Here is an 18,015-nt window from a genome sequence, read left to right on the forward strand (position 1 = left end):
TCCTCTCTACCGGGTCTGTTTCCGGCGCCCCCGCCAGGAAAGCCGGGGGCGCCGGGGTCGGTTTATTTGTATCTCGGTTCGGTGCAGTTGCCGCACACCCATGGATAGGTCCAGTCGGCTACCTTTTTGGCGCTGTCGGGTAGGTACGGGCTCCAGGGTTCCGCACGGACGGGGCCGTCGGTCTGCCACACGATGTCGAACTGGCCGTCCTCTCGGATCTCGCCGATGAAGACCGGCTTGTGGAGATGGTGGTTCTTCGGGTCCATCCGAATCTCATACCCCGAAGGTGCCTTGAACGTCTGATAGCCCATGGCCTGCCTGACCGCGTCCACATCCGTGGTGCCTGCTTGGAGCACGGCCTGTGCCCACATCTTGATCCCGATGTAGGTGGCCTCCATCGGATCGTTCGTCACCCGTTTGTCGCCGCCGGGGAGGTTGTGCTTCTTGACGTATGCCTTCCACTTCTTTACGAACGCCCGGTTCTCGGGGGAGTCTATGGACATGAAGTAGTTCCAGGCCGCCAGGTGGCCGACGAGGGGCGCCGTGTCGATGCCCCGCAGCTCTTCTTCACCCACGGAGAAGGCGATGACGGGGATGTCCTCGGCCCGGACCCCCTGGTTGGCCAGCTCCCTGTAAAAGGGCACATTCGAGTCACCGTTGATGGTGGAGATGACGGCTGTCGGTTTTGCTGCTGCGAACCTTTTGATGTTTGCGACAATGGTTTGATAGTCGCTGTGCCCGAAAGGGGTGTAGATCTCCATGATGTCGTCGTCACTGACGCCTTTTTGGTGCAGGAAAGCGCGAAGGATCTTGTTGGTGGTGCGCGGATACACATAGTCGGTGCCCAGCAGCACGAACCGTTTTGCGCCGCCGCCTTCCTCGCTCATGAGGTACTCGACAGCCGGGATCGCTTGCTGGTTGGGGGCAGCCCCGGTGTAGAAGACGTTGTAGGAGCACTCTTCCCCTTCATACTGCACGGGGTAGAACAGGAGGGCGTTGAGCTCTTCAAATACGGGGAGTACAGACTTTCTGGACACCGAGGTCCAGCAGCCGAACACGACCGCAACCTTGTGCTTTTCGATCAGTTCGCGGGCCTTCTCTGCGAACAGGGGCCAGTTGGAGGCTGGGTCCACCACAATGGGCTCGATCTTCTTTCCCAGCAGCCCCCCCGACTCATTGATCTCCTCTATGGCCATCAGCGCAACGTCCTTCAGGGAGGTTTCGCTGATGGCCATGGTCCCAGACAGGGAATGCAGGATGCCGACCTTGATGACCCCGTCCTCTGCGGCGCCATAAGAGGGCGTAGTCAGAAGTGCGCCGAGCGCCGCTGCGGCGACCATGGTCCTTACCCGTCTTCTCCCTTGCCGCATCTGTTTCCTCCTTCTCCTCTATCGCTGTTGGCCCAGAAGGCACACGCCTCGAGGCCGGCAGCGGGTGGCCGGGCCCCACACCGGGGCATCTATTGACCGCTGTTCCCCTCCGGGTCCCCGGGCACGAACTCCTGCCGCAGGCTCATCCCCGGCGTCGTACGGAGCGGGTTCCAGGGGGGCGCGGGGTCTGGCGAACTCGGGCGGGGCATACTCAAGAGGTGTGCCAGGGGGGTGGGAGAGAGGGGTTCTTTCGTGTAACGGTTTGAAATGTATCTTGAATTTCGTCCTAGTGGCAATACTGTTCACTTTAAGATACGAACGTGTTCGCAAATGGGCTGCAGTCGCATGGGCGAGACCGTTTGGCGATGCCGAGTCGGATACGGGGTCATCTTCCGCTTCACCGCTCGCGGGTTGCGTCGACCACGACTGGACACCACTCGCTCTTCCAAAATCTCCTCCAGCACCTGCGCATGGAACGCCGCCCTGTGCTCAGGGGGGAGTGGCGACGAAAGCGGGCAGTCTCCGACGCACCACCCGCACCGTGTGAACGAAGGAAAGTTCGTCAGGATCCACATCGCCCTTGCGGGCGGCTTCATGCATGAGTCCTCGTATCGCAAAATGCGCCATCAGGAACCCAAAGAACTCCTGTCGGACGAGCTCCGGGGTCTTGCTCCGGAGCACAATCCGAGCCCCTCGGAGGTGCGTTTTCAACTCGTCGAGTGCAGTCTCGATCTCCCAGCGTTCCTGGTACAGGGCGGCCAACTCCTCTGCCGGGGCATCTTCAGGGTCGAGGATCGTGGTCACCAACCGGTACACGTCCTCTGCGCCTGGGACTCCGTCCAGTGTGTACTCGATCACCCGGACCATGACACCGCCCCGATCCTTTTGGCGAGCATAGGCGTTGGGATAGATCTTGCTCAGATAGGAACCATCGGACAGACGGCGGATGCACGGCAGGCGTGCGCTTGCCTTCACTCGCCACAGCAGATCGGCTCCGGTTGCGCAGGCCTGGGTCCACAAGGGCCAGGAGAAGAAACACCGATCGGCCAGACACAGCATCCCGGGCCGCAAGGACTCCACCACGTGCCGAGCCAACGCGACCTCGCTCGTGTGGTATCCACCCATGCGGGAGCCGAACAGCACGTGGGTTCCGTTCTCCACCAAGGAGACGAACCGGATCTGCGGATAGGCGCTCCGTCCCCGGGCGGCCTTGGGGCGTCCGAAGGCTTGTTCGTTCTCCTGAGTATCGGCCACATCCAAGGTGCTGCCGTCCAGGCTGACCAGCCGCCAGCGCCGGTACCACGCCCCTCGGGTGGCCGTTTCGGCGATCGGCCGGACGAGTTCGTTGTGCAGCCGTTCGATCGGTTCCGCCCCCAGACGGGACCGCGCTTGGGAGATGGCCGATTTTCCGGCAACGCGAACGCGTTCACGGGGCCCCATGAGCCACTGGAGACCTTCGAGCAAACAGCGGAGCACCTCTCGTGTGGACACGCTCATGTACAACGCCAGTGCGATCACATAGTAGACCACGACATGGGCAGGTAAGGCGCGCTGTCGCTGGCTCGCCTTGCCTGTGGCTTGCAGCACCTCGTGCACCTTGGGCAGGGGGAACGTTTTTGCGATGACCCCCAGCGTGATGTAATCCGTGATCCGCGTGCCTTCGGGAAGCCCTGCTGGAGTTCGAGCCATCCTTCACCTCGCTTTCCATGAGTAAGGAAGACGAGAGAAGAATAGCACGAAGGCACACTAAGTGAACAGTATTGGTCCTAGTGGTGGGACGGTGGGGGAAGGGTGGGATAGGTCTGTTGCGACAAAAATGAATCATATACTGCAATAGTATACATTAATGTTAATATGTGGCATCTCGGCAACGTTTTGGTTTCGGGGGCTGCTTTCTCCCGACAAGGTGTGACGGACGGGGCCATGCTGGTTGACCTCCCCCCCGGCCGGGCGCGGCCCCGCCGGGTCTCTCCGATCGTCCCTTGCCCTACGGTGATCTCGGCGCGGGGGGCTGTTTCTCTCCCCTCTCTGAGGGTATGCTGCCTGCTTGCGCTCCCTCCCTTGCCCCGGCCCGCCCCCATGACGCGACCGAGCCGGCTCCCGCGCACCGTGATCGCCCTGGCCGCCGTCCTGCTCCTGGGGGTGCCTCCCCCCCGGCGGCCTGAGGGTGGGAGCCCTTTTCCCGCTTTGTGGCATGCCCCTGCCGCGGTATGATTCCCGCTCGGCTTCCCTCCGCGAGGCTCCCTGCTCGCGGGGCCCGGCCCCTTCCCGCGCCCCGGGTGGACCCATGGAGCGACATAGCCTTCTGACCCTGATCGAGAACACGGACCCCGGGATCGTGCTGTTCGACGACCGGTTCACGGTGCGCTACATCAACCGGGCGTTCCTGATGATCTTCGCCGGGATCACGAGCGACGACGTGTTCTCGGGCGACATCATGCGGTTCCACGACGAAGCGGGCCGGGAGCGGATCCGGCAGATGTTCCGGCTGATGAAGGACTCGAGCCGCCAGGTGCCGTTCTCGTTCAAGCGCATCGGCGACGGCCGCGACGACCGCTACCTGTTCCTGAAGCTGATCCCCCTGCTGGACCGGGACATGGCCGACGCCCTCAACTGCATGCTGGTGTACGACATCACCCCGTTCGTGGCCGACCGGGAGCGCACCTTCATCAAGATCCCGGTGAGCGCGGGCCGCGAGATCCACCTGCTGGACCCCGACGAGGTGCTGTTCCTGCGGGCCGACAACATCTACTCCCGGGTGCACACCCCCGAGGGCGAGTACTTCTGCGATTTCTCCCTGGGCTTCGTGGAGGAGCGCCTCCCCCCCGACCGGTTCTACCGGATCCACCGCAGCTACATCGCCAACCTGGCCCGGGTCCGCAAGGTGGTGCGCGGCTCCAGCGGCTACACCCTGCTCATGCGGGGCAGCGACCTGCCCCTGCCCGTGAGCCGGGCCCGGGCGCCCGAGCTGTTCTCCCGCCTGGGCCTTCGCTGAGACCGGCCGCCGCAGCTCACCAGTCCCTGGCGGCCCCTCACCAGCCGTGGGCGCAGGTGGCCAGTGCGGCCTTGAAGCGGTCCCCAGAACGGGGTTTGATCTTCCCCGGCCTGCCCGACGCAACCGCCAACCGGAGGTGACACCATGGAGCACAAGGCACCGAAGCGAAGCGCGGACCCCGCCGGCGTGGAGATGCTCGAGATCGCGGAGCGCGACCGCCTGGACTCCGTGTGGGAGCGCCTGGAGCGACAGCAGCCCCAGTGCGGCTACGGCCAGCTCGGCACCTGCTGCCGGATCTGCGTCATGGGCCCGTGCCGGATCGACCCCCTGGGCGAGGGGCCCATCCGGGGGGTGTGCGGGGCCACGGCCGACACCATCGTGGCCCGGAACCTGGCCCGCATGGCCGCGGTGGGCGCGTCGGCCCACTCGGACCACGGCCGCAAGGTGGCCCTCACCCTCAAGGAGGTGGCCGAGGGCACGGTGACCGACTACCGGATCACCGACACCGAGAAGCTCACCGCGGTGGCCGCGAAGCTCGGGATCGCGGTCGAGGGCCGGTCGTTCCCGGACGTCGCCAGGGACGTGGCCGACGCGGCGCTCCACTGCTTCGGAAAGCAGGACGACCAGCCCATCTCGTTCCTCGAGGCCTACATGCCGGCCAAGCGGTTCGAGCGACTCAAGAAGCTCGAGGACGACCTGCTGGCGTCCACCGGCGCCAGGTACGGGCTCCTGCCCCGGGGCATCGACCGCGAGTCGGTGGACATCCTCCACCGCACCCACTTCGGGTGCGACGCCGACCCCCTGTCCCTGGTGCTCCAGTCGGTGCGGTGCTCCCTGGCCGACGGGTGGGGCGGGTCCCTGATCGCCACCGAGCTCCAGGACGTGCTGTTCGGCACCCCCCGGGTCAAGACCGTGCGGGCCAACCTGGGGGTGCTCGAGGAGGATATGGTCAACCTCATCGTCCACGGCCACGAGCCCATCCTCTCGGAGAAGGTGGTGGAGCACGCCCTGTCGGACGAGATGCAGCAGCGGGCCCGGGACAAGGGGGCCCAGGGGATCAACGTGGCCGGCCTGTGCTGCACCGGCAACGAGGTGCTCATGCGCCAGGGGGTGAACGTGGCCGGCAACGAGCTCCACAGCGAGCTCGTGATCATGACCGGTGCGGTGGAGGCCATGGTGGTGGACGTCCAGTGCATCTACCCGGCCCTGGCCGACCTCGCGGCCTGCTACCACACCAAGCTCATCACCACCAGCGAGCAGACCAAGATCCCGGGCGCCCTCCACATCCAGTTCGAGGAGCACCGGGCCGACGCGGTGGCCCGCCGGATCGTGGAGACCGCCATCGACGCGTTCGAGGCCCGCAACCGGGGCCGCGTCTACATCCCGCCCCACTCCGAGGAGGCCGTGGTGGGGTTCAGCGTGGAGGAGATCCTCAAGGCCCTGGGCGGCACGGTGGCGCCCCTGGTCAAGGTGATCGCCGACGGCGCGATCAAGGGGGTGGTGGGCGTCGTGGGGTGCAACAACGTCAAGGTGCGCCAGGACTCGTTCCACCGGGAGCTCACGGCCGAGCTGATCGCCCGGGACATCCTGGTGATCGGCACCGGGTGCTGGGCCATCGCGGCGGCCAAGGCCGGCCTGATGCAGCTCTCCACTCGGGAGCAGGCCGGCCCGGGCCTCAAGGCGGTGTGCGAGCAGCTCGGCATCCCGCCGGTGATCCACATGGGCTCGTGCGTGGACTGCTCGCGCATGCTCGTGCTCGCCGGGGCCCTGGCCGACCACCTGGGCGTGGACGTGGACGCCCTGCCCCTGGTGGGCTCGGCCCCCGAGTGGACCACCGAGAAGGCCGTGGCCATCGGCACCTACTTCGTGGGCTCCGGGGTGCCGGTGCACCTGTGGCCCGTGCCCCCGGTCCTCGGCAGCCCCGCGGTCACCAAGATCCTCACCGAGGACGCCAAGGGGGTGCTCGGCGGCTACTTCTTCGTGGAAGAAGATCCCAAGGCCGCCGCGGACCGGATGGAGGCCATCATCGCCGAGAAGCGCGCCGGGCTCGGCCTGTGAGCGGGGAGGGAGCCATGAAAAAGATCTTCGTGGACTACATGCGTTGCGTGGCGTGCAAGGGGTGCGAGATCGCGTGCGCGGTGGAGCACCATCCCAGCCGGAGCCTGCTCGGCCTGGTGGGGGACGCCCGGACCCAGGTCAACGTGCGGGTGCTCGCCGTGGAGCACGAGGCGTTCCCGGTGTCGTGCCGGCACTGCGACCCGGCCTGGTGCATGGACGCGTGCCCGGCCGGGGCCATCTCCCGCGACCCGGTCACCGCCGCGGTGATCCTGGACCAGGCCAGGTGCAAGGCGTGCGGCATGTGCGCCATGGTGTGCCCGTTCGACGCCATCGCGTTCAAGGTCACCCACGCGTCCCCCGACGGCCGGGAGACCGCGTTCAAGTGCGACCTGTGCTCCCACCGGGTCCGGGAGGGGCGGCTTCCGGCCTGCGTGGAGGCGTGCCACTCGGGCGCCCTGGCGTTCCGCGAGCACGAGGAGGTGCGCCGGGACCGGGCGACCCGCAACCTGCGGGAGTACCTGCTCGGCCAGCGCGCCCTGCCCGACACCTTCGCCCTGTACCGCGAGCTCCGGCGCAAGGAGTTCGCCCGGCGCGGGGAGCCGGCGCCGTGAAGGTCGTGACCGTGGGGGCGGGAGTCGCCGCCGCCGAGTTCGTCGAGACCCTCCGGGCCGAGGGGTTCCGGGGCGAGATCGTGATGATCTCGGCGGAGGGCTTCCCGCCCTACTCCCCGTGCGTCATGCCGTTCTTCCTGGCCGGCGACCCCCTCGAGACGGCCTACTGGAAGGGCGCGGACTTCTACGACCGGCTCGGGGTGACGCCCCGCCTGGGGGACCCGGTGACGGAGGTGGAGGACGGCAAGGTGCGCACCGCCTCCGGAGCGGTGGAAACCTTCGACCGGCTCCTGTACGCCCCCGGGGCCCGGGACCGGTACCCCGAGCCCTCGTGGCTCCGGGTGCGCGGCGTGTTCGGCTTCAAGACCCTGAGCGACCTCACGGCCATCGACCGGCACATCCGGGAGACGGGCGCCCGCCGGGCGGTGATCTTCGGCGGCGGGTTCATCGGCGTGGACGCGGCCCTGGCCCTGTGGCACCGGGGCCTCCAGGTCACCGTGGTGCACCGGAACAACCGGCTCCTGTCCCGGATGACCGACGAGGACGGGGGCAAGTTCGCCACCCGGCTCCTGGCCGAGCGCACCGGCATCGAGGTGCGCCTCGAGACCCGGGTCACCGCCGTCAACGCCCGGGACGGGGCGCTCGCGTCGGTGGACCTGACCGACGGCACCCGGATCGAGACGCCGCTCCTGATCGTCGCCACCGGGGTGGCCCCCGAGTCGGGGCCCCTCACCGGGGCCGACCAGGGGGTCGCGGTGGACGAGGCCCTGCGGTTCGACCCCCGGGTCTACGCGGCCGGGGACGTGGCGGTCACGCCCCACGCCGTGGACGGCCGGCCCGGCCTGTACGCCCTGTTCCCCAACGCCGTGGAGCAGGCCCGGGTGGCGGCCCGGCACCTGGTGCACGGCCGCGGCGCGTACGCCGGCTCGGTCGACGCCAACGTGCTCCGCAAGCACGTGGACTTCCCGGTGGTCTCGGCCGGCCGGTTCGAGGGGGAGCCCCTCACCTGGCAGGACGCCGACCGGTTCCGGCGGGTGTACCTGAAGGACGGCCGGATCAACGGGTACATGCTGGTGGGCGACATGGCCGCCGCCGGCTACCTGCACCGGCTCTACCTGGAGCAGACCCCGGCCGAGCGGGAGGTCCCGGGTCTCTTGTCCGACACCTCGGGCACGAGCTACTACCGCAGGGCCGTGGGACTGGGGGGCCGGTGAGGGGCGGGCGGATCCAGCTGTGTGTCACAGCGCCTCTTCCCCCCGCTCGCCGGTGCGGATCCGCACCGCTTCCTCCACGGCCAAAACGAAGATCTTCCCGTCCCCGATCTTGCCGGTGCGCGCGCCGCGCTCGATGGCCTCGACCGCGGCCGGGGCCAGCTCGTCGGGCACCACCACCTCGATCTTCACCTTGGGGATGAAGTCCACCGTGTACTCGGCGCCCCGGTAGTGCTCGGTGTGGCCCTTCTGTCGGCCGAACCCCTTGACCTCAATGGCGGTCATGCCCTGGATCCCGGCCTCCTTGAGGGCGTCCTTCACGTCGTCGAGCCGGAACGGCTTGATGATGGCCTCGATTTTCTTCACGGCTTCCTCCTTCTAGGGCTCGGTTTCCACCGCGGCCCGGAGCCGGGCCAGAATGCGCTTCTTCTTGTCCTCCCCCTCGATCCGGCCGCCCAGGAGGTCTCGCACGTGGAACACGTCGCGGGCCTGGGGCCCCTGGGTCGTGACCATCGCATGAACCACGGTGAGCCCCAGCTCGTCCAGGGCCGCCGTCAGGGCGGCCAAGAGCCCCGGCCGGTCCCGGCAGGTGACCTCGATCACGGAGTGCACCGGCGAGCCGTGGGTCAGGTCCACGCGGGTGGGAACGGGCATGGCCGCCATCCGGCGGTCCACCAGCCCCGGCCGGCGGGGCCTGGGCCGGCCGGCCGTCAACGCCTCGTCGAGGGCCTGCCTCAGACGATCCCGGCCGGGGGGATGATCCGGCGGGTGGCAGCGGAACCATAGGTGCAGCAGGCCCCGGGGCCAGGCGTGGACCTGGAACATGCGGATGTCGAAGCCCAGGCGGGTCAGGGCGGCGGAGGTCGCCGACAGGGCCCACGGCGGCGGCGCGGAGATCACCCCCAGCACCTCCACAGGCCCGAAGGGGGTGGCCACCGTCTCCCACCGGCACGGGGCGTCGCCCAGCCGAGCTGTCATCCGGACCAGCCGGCCGAGGAGGTCGGGGGGCACCTGGAGCAGCTCGGCCGTGGGCACCTCGTCCACCAGAGCACGCTCGGCCGCGCCGCCGCAGGCCCGCGCGAGCTGCTCACGCAGGGCGTCGGCCGGCACGGCGGGGTCTGCCCGGGCCGTGCGGGCCCGGCTGTGGAGGGCGAGCAGCAGGTTGCGGGTCCAGGCGGTCCAGGTGGGGTGGTGGGGCCCCGGATGGGTCGAGGCCAAGTCCGCGTAGGCCAGCACCACGAGCGCGTCCAGGCGCTCGGGGGTCCCGGCGATCTTCCAGGCCTCCCGGGCCGTGCGGGGGTCGTCGGGGTCCCGCCGGAAGGCCAGGAGCGGCACGGCGTGGTGATGCTCGACCAACCGGGCCGCCTCCCTCGCCTCCTCGTCCGAGAGCCCCAGGGCCCGGGCGATCCGCTCGGCGTGGGAAGCCCCGGACCGGGCGTGGTCTCCGGCCGACACGCACTTGCCCAGGTCGTGGGTGAGCGCTGCCACCCGCAGCACCCAGGGGGCCGGGAGCCCGCCGGCGACCCGGGTGAGCCACGGCTCCCGATCCTCCAGCGCCCCCAGCCACAGCCGCTCGAACGCGGCCAGGCACTCCACCCCGTGGGCGCCCACGGTGAAGGCGTGGCGGGCGTCGTAGGGCACGGCGTGGGCCGCCTCGCCCAGCAAGGGGTCGACGTCCCCCAGGAGGCCGTGGTCGAGCAGGGCGTCGAGCAGGGGGTGCGAGGCCGCCCTCCTGCGGAACAGTCTGCCCAGGGCCTCCCGCAGGGCGGCGCGCCGCACGGGGGCGGGCGATGCGGCCAGGCGCGCCATCACGGAGGGGCGGGGCTTTCCGTCGGGACCCTGGGGGCCCTGGAGGGCCGAGGCCGCCCGGGCCGGGTCGTCGAACCCCTCGGTAGCCGTGGCGACGCGGGGGGGGTGGGGGAACCCGTCGGCCACGGCCTGCCACAGCGCCGCGATGTCGCGGGCCGCCCGGTGGAGCCGGGCAAAGAGCTCCTCGGGACGTTCGCCCGGCACCACGATCCGCGCCACGGCCTCGTGGTGCTCGAAGGTGAGATGGTCGGTCTTGCGGCCGGCAACGCCGTGGATGGCCGCCCGGACCCGATCGAGGAGGCGCGCCCCTTCCAACGCCTGGGGGCCCCGGGGAAGCCGGGCGATCTCCCGGTGCGGGTCGAGCCCCAGGCACGCCAGGACCCAACGGGCGGCCTGCAGGTCCCGCAGCCCGCCCCACCCCTCCTTCACGTGGGGTTCGAGCAGGTGCGAGATCTCCCCGAAGCGCTTGCGCCGGGCCTCCACGTCCTCGATGACGGCCCTCGCCCAGGCCCGGGTTCGCCGGGACGGACGGGGTTTCGCCCCGGCTCGCCTGAGGGTCCGCTCGAACAGGTCGGGGTCCCCCAGGAGCAGGCGGGCATCCAGCAGCGCCGTGGCCGCGGTCAGGTCCTGGCGGGCCACGTCCCGACAATCGGCCGGGGTACGCAGGGCGTGGCCCACGTCGAGCCCGAGGTCCCACAGGGGGTACAGCACGGGTTCGACCTCGGGCGCGGTGCCGGAGCGGCCCGCGAGGAACAGCAGGTCCACGTCGCTGCGCGGGGCCATCTCCCTGCGGCCGTACCCGCCCAGGGCCACCACGGCCCGCCCCGGGCCGTCCCAGCCGGCGGCCCGGGCCAGGTCCCCCACCAGCTCGTCCACGAGCCGGGCGAACTCTGCGGGGGACGCCCGGCCCGAGGCCAGCCGGTGCCTGGCCTCGGCCAGGCGGTCCTTCCAGGCGGACAGGGGAGCCGTCACAGGGAGTAGCCCACCTCGCCGTGGGCCGTTTGGTCCAGGCCGACGAGCTCGTCCTCGGGGCTGACCCTCAGGCCGATGGTGGCGTCCAGCACCCGGCACAGCACCCAGGTCACGGCGAACGCGTACACCGCGGCCGCGACGACCCCCACCACTTGGACCCCGAACTGCCTCACGTCGCCGGTGATCAGGCTGCCCGCGCCCACGGTGGCGAAGATGCCGGTGGCCAGGGCTCCCCAGGCGCCGCCCACGCCGTGGACCCCGAGCACGTCCAGGGCGTCGTCGTAGCCGAACCGCTCCTTGAGGCACACGGCTCGGAAGCAGATGAACCCGGCCAGCCCTCCGACCACGATGGCCCAACCCGGGGTGATGAACCCCGCCCCGGGGGTGATGGCGACCAGCCCGGCCACCAGCCCCGACGCGGCGCCCAGGGCGCTGGGCTTGCCGAACCGGACCTTCTCGGCTGCGAGCCACCCGAGCATGCCCGCGGCGGCGGCCGTGTTGGTGGACACGAAGGCCAGCACCGCGGTTCCGTTGGCCGCCAGGGCGCTGCCGGCGTTGAACCCGAACCAGCCGAACCACAGGAGCCCGGCCCCCAGCAGGGTCATGGTCAGGTTGTGGGGGATGAACCGCTCGGTGGGGTACCCCCGGCGCTTGCCGAGCACGAGGATCGCGGCCAGGGCCGACACGCCCGACGAGATGTGCACCACGGTTCCGCCGGCGAAGTCCAGGGCTCCCAGCTCGAGCAGCCACCCGCCGTCCCCCCACACCCAGTGGGCCAGGGGGTCGTACACCAGGAACGCCCACAGGACGATGAACAGGGTGTAGGCCCCGAACTTGACCCGTTCGACCAGGGCCCCGCTGATGAGGGCCGGCGTGATGATGGCGAACATCCCCTGGAACACGGCAAAGGCCAGGGTGGGCACCGTGCCGGACAGGGTGTCCGGGGTGAGGCCCGCGAGGAACAACCGGTCCAGGCCCCCGATCCAGGGGCCGGGGGCTCCGCCGAACGACAGGGAGTACCCGGCCACGACCCACTGGACCGCCAGCACGCCCATGGCGATGAAGCTGAGCATCAGGGTGGAGAGGATGTTCTTGGCCCGGACCATGCCCCCGTAGAACAGGGCGAGCCCGGGAACCATCAGCAGCACCAGGGCGGAGCTCACCAGGAGCCAGGCGGTGTCGCCGGGGTTGGGGCCGGACCCGGCCCATGCCGGGCCGGCGACGAGGGGCAAGACGAGGGGCAGGGCAGCGGCCCGGAAGGGGCGGATGAGACGCATCGGTTCCTCCTTGCTTCGGCGCGACAGGGGTTGGCAGGGGGAGGGCCGAAAGCAAGGCGCGTGCCCGGGGTGAAAGCCGGCCACCCTGGCCGGGTTCCGGGCTCGGGGAGGGGGAGGGAACGGGTGGGGTTGCAACAATCGTGTGACGGTGTGGGTGGCTTCGATACAAAAATGTCGTAACGTTGGGCGGGGAAAACAAAAAGGGGAAGCCGGGGGCAGCTCTCCGGGGGGGCAAAGAGCAATCGCGATCCCGACTTCCCCAACCGATTTTCCGTGTTGGTGGACGGAGGAACTATGCTCCCCCGGCCCCAATGTGTCAAGGGGCCCCAAAAAACTTTTTCAGGGGGTTCTCGAACCTTTTTACGCCGCTTCGAACCAGACCTTCCGTCGCCGCAGGTGGGTGCGGATGCGGGCCGGGGGGCGGAACTTGCCCGAGAGCAGCTCCGTGGCCAGGGGGTCGAGCACGTGGCGCCGGATGGTGCGCCGGAGCGGCCGGGCCCCGTACCGCGGGTCGGTGCCCTCCTCCACGAGGAACTCCTTCACCTCCGGGTCGAAGTCGATCGCAAGCCGCCGGGGCTCCAGGTACCCCTCCACCTCCTTGAGGATGAGCTCGCAGATCTTCAGGCTGGCCTCCCGGCTCAGGGGCCGGAACACGACGACCTCGTCGATGCGGTTCACGAACTCCGGCGGGAACTCCGCCTTGAGCGCCTTGAGGCTCTCGCTCTCCACCTCCTCGCAGCCGGTGCACACGCCGAACCCCGCCCGTCGGTCGAGCTCCTCCACCTCGCGGGTGCCCACGTTGCTGGTCATGATGATCACGGCGTCCCGAAACGAGACCTTCCGGCCCTTGCTGTCGGTCAGGATGCCCTCGTCGAGTACCTGGAGGAGGAGCTGATGGAGCTTGGGGTGGGCCTTCTCGATCTCGTCGAACAGCACCACGCACGGCCCCCGGGCCATCACCGCGTCGGTGAGGTAGCCCCCCTCGCCGTGGCCGATGTACCCCGGAGGCGCCCCAATGAGCTTCGCGTACTCATGGGACTGGGCGTACTCGCTGCAGTCCACCCGCACGAGCCGGTCCTCGCCCGGGTAAAGCACCCGAACCAGGGCCTTGGCGAGCTCGGTCTTGCCCACCCCGGTCTGTCCCAGGAAGAAGAAGCTGCCCACGGGCCGGTCCGGATCCTTCAGACCTGCCGCGGCGCGGCGCAGCACCCGGGCCAGCTTCTCCACGGCCTCGCGCTGCCCTACCACCTGGCGTTCCAAGAGCTCCTCCAGCCGGAGCACCCGGTCCGCTTCGTCCGGCGTCTCTTCCTGCCGGGGCTCCACCAGGTAGAGGTGGGTCTCCGCCTCGCCCTCGGTCACGGGCACCGAGACCCGCGTGATGTCGAGGTGGGGGTTCACGTCCACGCACAGCTGATACAGGGCGTCTTCGATTCGGCGCCGCTCCTCCCCCTCGGGTCCGCGGTCCAGGAGGTGGGGAAGGATCTCGGCCGGGAACTCCGGGATGCACAGCCCCAACAGGAACCGCACGTACTCGTCCCGGTTCCGGAACCGGGCCCCGCCCAGCAGCCGTTGGGTCTCCGTCTCGGTGAAGGAGCGCACCCTCACGAACCGGTCGAGGGCTTCGCTGTAACGAAGCACCGTGTTCACCGATACCTTCATGGCCTTCCACTCCTTTGCCTCCCCTCCGGTCTTGCATCGGGCGCTTTCGCCCTGGGTTACGGATCGGCCGGACCGGACCGGATCGTGACCCGGTCTCATGCCGACCCGCGTTCAAATCCATTGGCCCCCTGAGCACAGGGGCAAGGGGCCCATATTCATTTTTGTCCACCCCCCGCGCATGGGCAAGGGACTCCGGCCACACGGCGGGGAGGCAAACGAAGTTTTTTTCTCGCCGGTGGAGGCTTTTGGGCTTGAATCCCGGTTCGCGGTGTCGCGTGGGGTGCGGATAACGCTTTGGAATAAAAAGAGAAAGGTTTGGAGGTGGGGTCCGGCTTCGTTTGATTTTCCCGCGGTTCGTTTGGCGGATCGGCAGGCCGGCGGCCCGCGGGCCGTCCGTCCGCAGGAGGGCCACAAAACCTCTTGACCCATGGGGTTCGTTTGCTCTAGGTTGACGGCCGCCTTTAGCAGGACTGAATCCGGTTCAGCAACTCTTAAGCGGGGCGGGGTGGACACGGCGTATGAAGAAGGAGGTCCTGGAGAAGCTCAACCTGGGGGGGAAGATCAAGGAGCTTCGCCTGCAGCGGGGGATGACCCTGAAGGACCTGGCGGCGAAAACGGGGTTCAGTCCGGCCCTGTTGAGCCAGGTGGAGAACAACTTGGTGTCGCCGTCCATCTCCACCCTGTGGAACTTCGCCGAGGCCCTGGGGGTGAAGATCGGGTACTTCTTCCACCAGGAGGCTGAGGAGCGAACCGATTACGTGTTGACCCGGGCCGGAAAAGAGGCCCTGGTGTACCGAAACGAGCTGCCCCACACCCTGCCGTACCGGGACCTGGCGTACGGCTACGAGGGGCGCAGCATGAGCCCGATCCTCCTCTCGTGCGACGAGCCCTGTGAATTCTCTCTCAAGGAGCTCCCGTACGAGGGCGAGGAGTTCGTGCACGTGTTGGAGGGGCGGATCCAGGTGGAGTACGGGGGGCAGCGGTTCGACCTGGGCCCCGGGGACAGCCTGTACTACAACGCCCAGCTCCCCCACCGCATCCGGGTGGGGGACCGGGCGCGGTTCTTGGCGGTGTTGTATGAGGCCAACCGGAACTGAGAGGTGAGGCCTGGAATCTGCGATTGGGAGGTTGCCCACCATGTCCGTTCGTGACGTTGTGATCGTTTCCGCGTGCCGTACCCCCATCGGGGGGTACCTCGGGTCGCTCCAGCCCCTGAAGGTGACCGATCTGGGCGGGGTGGTGGTGAGGGAGGCCGTGCGGCGGGCCGGTCTCTCCCCCGACCGGGTGGACGAGTGCATCATGGGGAACGTGCTCCAGGCCGGGGTGGGCCAGAACCCGGCGCGCCAGGCCGCCCTCAAGGGTGGGCTGGCTTCGGCCGTGAATGCGTTCACCATCAACAAGGTGTGCGGGTCGGGCCTGAAGGCCGTGATGCTGGCCGCCCAGGCCGTGGCCTTGGGGGACGCCGACGTGGTGGTGGCCGGCGGCATGGAGAGCATGTCCAACGCCCCCCACCTCCAGCGCAACCTGCGGGGGGGGGTGCGGTTGGGCAACTTCCCCACCGAGGACGCCATGGTCCACGACGGCCTGTGGTGCGCGTTCAACGACGTGCACATGGGCAACCTGGCCGAGTACACGGCCCGGGAGGCGGGGCTCACTCGGGAGGAGCTGGACGCGTTCGCGGCCCAGAGCCAGCAGAAGGCGGCCCGGGCCATCGAAACGGGCGCGTTCCGCGACGAGATCGTGGCGGTGGAGGTTCCCCAGCGCAAGGGGGACCCCAAGCGGTTCGACACGGACGAGCCGGTCAAGCCGGGCACCACGGTGGAGATCCTGGCCAAGCTGCGGCCGGCCTTCGAGAAGGGGGGCATGGTCACGGCCGGCAACGCCCCGGGGCTGACCGACGGCGCTAGCGCCGTGGTGGTGACGAGCCGGGAGCTGGCCGAGCGCGAGGGGTTGCCGGTGCTCGCCACGATCCGTCACTATGCGGCGGCCCACCGGGACCCCAAGGACGTGTTCTTCGCGCCCATCGACGCGGTGCGCAGGGTCATGGACAAGGGCGGGTACGCCATCGACGACTTCGACCTGATCGAGGCCAACGAGGCGTTCGCGTCCCAGTGCCTGGCCGACGGCAAGGAGCTGGGCTGGGACTGGGACCGGGTCAACGTGAACGGCGGCGCCATCGCCCTGGGCCACCCCATCGGCGCGAGCGGCGCCCGGATCCTGACCACCCTGCTCTACGCCCTCCAGGCCCGGGGCGGCCGGCTGGGGCTCGCCACCCTGTGCCTGGGCGGCGGCGGGGCGGTGGCCATGGTGGTGGAGCGGGGCTAGCCAAGCAGCGAGGGGACGCGCAACCCGACGGAGCGCATCGAGAAGGGAGGAGAGAGCCATGCAGGTGAGCGACGTGAAGAAGGTGGGGGTCCTGGGGGCCGGCACCATGGGCCACGGCATCGCGCAGGTGTTCGCGGCCGCGGGATACCCGGTGGTGCTGCGCGACATCTCGGACGAGTTCGTGCAGCGCGGCATCGCCGCCATCACCAAGAACCTGGACCGCATGGTGTCCAAGGGCAAGCTGGAGGCGGCCCGGAAGGACGAGATCCTGGGCCGAATCCAGGGCACCACGTCCCTCGAGGCCCTGGCCGACGTGGACGTGGCCGTGGAGGCGGCCACCGAGAACCTGGACATCAAGCTCAAGATCTTCGAGGACCTCGATCGCATCACCAAGCCCGAGGCGATCCTCGCCTCCAACACCTCGTCCATCTCCATCACCAAGATCGGCAAGGTCACCGGCCGGCCGGGCAAGGTGATCGGCATGCACTTCATGAACCCCGTGCCGGTCATGAAGCTGATCGAGATCATCCGGGGCCTGCAGACCTCGGACGAGACCTACCAGGTGGTGGAGGAGCTGTCCAAAAACCTGGGCAAGGTGCCGGTGTGCGTGAACGACAGCCCCGGGTTCGTGTCGAACCGGATCCTGCTGCCCATGATCAACGAGGCCATCTTCACCCTGTACGAGGGGGTTGCCTCGCCCGAGGCCATCGACACCGTGATGAAGCTGGGCATGAACCACCCCATGGGGCCCCTGGAGCTGGCCGACCTGATCGGCCTGGACGTGTGCCTGTCGATCATGGAGGTGCTCTACGAGGGGTTCGGCGACTCCAAGTACCGGCCCTGCCCGCTGCTGAAGAAGATGGTGGATGCGGGCACCCTGGGCCGGAAGACCGGCAAGGGTTTCTACGACTACTCCGGGTAGAGGAGGGCGGCCATGGCGTACGAGAACGTGATCCTGGAGCAGGTGGAGCCCGGCATCTACCGCCTGACCATCAACCGTCCCAAGGCCCTGAACGCCCTGAACGCCGAGACCCTCGACGAGATCGAGGCGGCCCTGCGGGAGGTGGAGGCCGACCCCGGCGCCCGGGCCCTGCTGGTCACCGGCGCCGGCGACAAGGCGTTCGTGGCCGGGGCCGACATCAGCCAGATGCGCTCGCTCACGGCGGCCGAGGCCAAAGCGTTCGCCCTCAAGGGCCAGAAGGTGTTCCGCCGGCTGGAGGACCTGCCGGTGCCGGTGATCGCGGTGGTCAACGGGTACTGCCTGGGCGGGGGGTGCGAGCTGGCCATGGCGTGCGACTGGATCGTGGCGAGCGAGAAGGCCGTGTTCGGCCAGCCCGAGGTGAACCTGGGCGTGACCCCGGGGTTCGGAGGGACCCAGCGGCTCACCCGGATCGTGGGCAAGGCCCGGGCCATGGAGCTGGTGACCACCGGCCGGCAGGTGAAGGCGGCCGAGGCCAAAGAGATCGGGCTGGTGAACCACGTGGTGCCGGCCGAGTCCCTGATGGACGAGGCCCTGGCCCAGGCCCGGACCGTGGCGTCCAAGGGGCCGGTGGCGGTGCGGCTGGCCAAGGAGGCCGTGCAGCGGGGTCAGGACCTGGACCTGGACAACGCCTGCGTGCTCGAGAGCGACGTGTTCGGCCTGTGCTTCGCCACCGAGGACCAGAAGGAGGGCATGGCGGCGTTCCTGGAGAAGCGCAAGGCCGCGTTCCAGGGCCGGTGAGGTTGGTT

At 69.1% G+C, this 18,015-nt stretch carries 14 protein-coding genes; 8 read left to right on the forward strand and 6 right to left on the reverse strand.

The genetic code is table 11. From position 1 onward, the window contains the following. Window positions 1–62: 62 nt before the first annotated feature. The gene (gene urtA / locus DEFCA_RS0116875; protein ID WP_169709633.1) at window positions 63–1,340 is read right to left on the reverse strand and encodes an urea ABC transporter substrate-binding protein; all 1,278 of its coding nucleotides are present in this window, start codon (window positions 1,338–1,340) and stop codon (window positions 63–65) included. 519 nt (window positions 1,341–1,859) lie between these two features. Further along, window positions 1,860–3,059 (reverse strand): IS4 family transposase, encoded by a 1,200-nt coding sequence (locus DEFCA_RS0116880; RefSeq protein WP_025321572.1) that lies wholly within the window; start codon window positions 3,057–3,059, stop codon window positions 1,860–1,862. 598 nt (window positions 3,060–3,657) lie between these two features. Between DEFCA_RS0116880 and DEFCA_RS0116885 the strand changes: the two genes are divergently transcribed. From DEFCA_RS0116885 to DEFCA_RS0116900, 4 genes are all read left to right on the forward strand, one after another. After that, complete coding sequence (locus DEFCA_RS0116885) at window positions 3,658–4,365, forward strand: LytTR family transcriptional regulator DNA-binding domain-containing protein (RefSeq protein ID WP_025324181.1); 708 nt, start codon at window positions 3,658–3,660, stop codon at window positions 4,363–4,365. A 144-nt stretch (window positions 4,366–4,509) separates the two neighbouring features. Continuing rightward, window positions 4,510–6,423 carry an anaerobic carbon-monoxide dehydrogenase catalytic subunit gene (gene cooS / locus DEFCA_RS0116890; protein WP_025324182.1) on the forward strand — a complete coding sequence of 638 codons (1,914 nt, stop codon included), beginning with the start codon at window positions 4,510–4,512 and terminating at the stop codon, window positions 6,421–6,423. Between the two features lie 14 nt (window positions 6,424–6,437). Further along, window positions 6,438–7,034 carry a 4Fe-4S dicluster domain-containing protein gene (locus tag DEFCA_RS0116895; protein ID WP_025324183.1) on the forward strand — a complete coding sequence of 199 codons (597 nt, stop codon included), beginning with the start codon at window positions 6,438–6,440 and terminating at the stop codon, window positions 7,032–7,034. Beyond that, window positions 7,031–8,248 carry an NAD(P)/FAD-dependent oxidoreductase gene (locus DEFCA_RS0116900; RefSeq protein WP_029734289.1) on the forward strand — a complete coding sequence of 406 codons (1,218 nt, stop codon included), beginning with the start codon at window positions 7,031–7,033 and terminating at the stop codon, window positions 8,246–8,248. The genes DEFCA_RS0116895 and DEFCA_RS0116900 overlap by 4 nt, the downstream gene beginning before the upstream one ends. A 24-nt stretch (window positions 8,249–8,272) precedes the next feature. Here DEFCA_RS0116900 and DEFCA_RS0116905 read toward each other — a convergent pair whose 3' ends face one another. The 4 genes from DEFCA_RS0116905 to DEFCA_RS0116920 all read right to left on the reverse strand — a co-directional run bounded on the left by DEFCA_RS0116905 (window position 8,273) and on the right by DEFCA_RS0116920 (window position 13,962). Further along, on the reverse strand, window positions 8,273–8,611 hold the full coding sequence (locus DEFCA_RS0116905) for a P-II family nitrogen regulator (protein ID WP_025324184.1): 339 nt from the start codon (window positions 8,609–8,611) through the stop codon (window positions 8,273–8,275). A gap of 12 nt (window positions 8,612–8,623) precedes the next feature. Next, on the reverse strand, window positions 8,624–11,026 hold the full coding sequence (locus DEFCA_RS0116910; RefSeq protein ID WP_025324185.1) for a [protein-PII] uridylyltransferase family protein: 2,403 nt from the start codon (window positions 11,024–11,026) through the stop codon (window positions 8,624–8,626). Continuing rightward, entirely contained in the window at window positions 11,023–12,303 is a 1,281-nt protein-coding gene (locus DEFCA_RS0116915) for an ammonium transporter (RefSeq protein WP_025324186.1), read from the reverse strand. The genes DEFCA_RS0116910 and DEFCA_RS0116915 overlap by 4 nt, the downstream gene beginning before the upstream one ends. Window positions 12,304–12,663: 360 nt before the next feature. Continuing rightward, entirely contained in the window at window positions 12,664–13,962 is a 1,299-nt protein-coding gene (locus DEFCA_RS0116920) for an AAA family ATPase (RefSeq protein ID WP_025324187.1), read from the reverse strand. 518 nt (window positions 13,963–14,480) lie between these two features. Here DEFCA_RS0116920 and DEFCA_RS21035 point away from each other — a divergent pair. The 4 genes from DEFCA_RS21035 to DEFCA_RS0116940 are packed head-to-tail and all read left to right on the forward strand — an operon-like array spanning window position 14,481 to window position 18,007. Beyond that, entirely contained in the window at window positions 14,481–15,059 is a 579-nt protein-coding gene (locus DEFCA_RS21035) for a helix-turn-helix domain-containing protein (protein ID WP_025324188.1), read from the forward strand. Between the two features lie 40 nt (window positions 15,060–15,099). Next, on the forward strand, window positions 15,100–16,287 hold the full coding sequence (locus tag DEFCA_RS0116930; RefSeq protein ID WP_025324189.1) for an acetyl-CoA C-acetyltransferase: 1,188 nt from the start codon (window positions 15,100–15,102) through the stop codon (window positions 16,285–16,287). Window positions 16,288–16,345: 58 nt separating this feature from the next. Then, window positions 16,346–17,209 (forward strand): 3-hydroxybutyryl-CoA dehydrogenase, encoded by an 864-nt coding sequence (locus tag DEFCA_RS0116935; protein ID WP_029734293.1) that lies wholly within the window; start codon window positions 16,346–16,348, stop codon window positions 17,207–17,209. Window positions 17,210–17,221: 12 nt separating this feature from the next. Next, the gene (locus tag DEFCA_RS0116940; RefSeq protein ID WP_025324191.1) at window positions 17,222–18,007 is read left to right on the forward strand and encodes an enoyl-CoA hydratase-related protein; all 786 of its coding nucleotides are present in this window, start codon (window positions 17,222–17,224) and stop codon (window positions 18,005–18,007) included. Window positions 18,008–18,015: the final 8 nt, after the last annotated feature.

Source organism: Deferrisoma camini S3R1 (assembly GCF_000526155.1).
GTDB classification, from domain to species: Bacteria; Desulfobacterota; Deferrisomatia; order Deferrisomatales; family Deferrisomataceae; genus Deferrisoma; species Deferrisoma camini.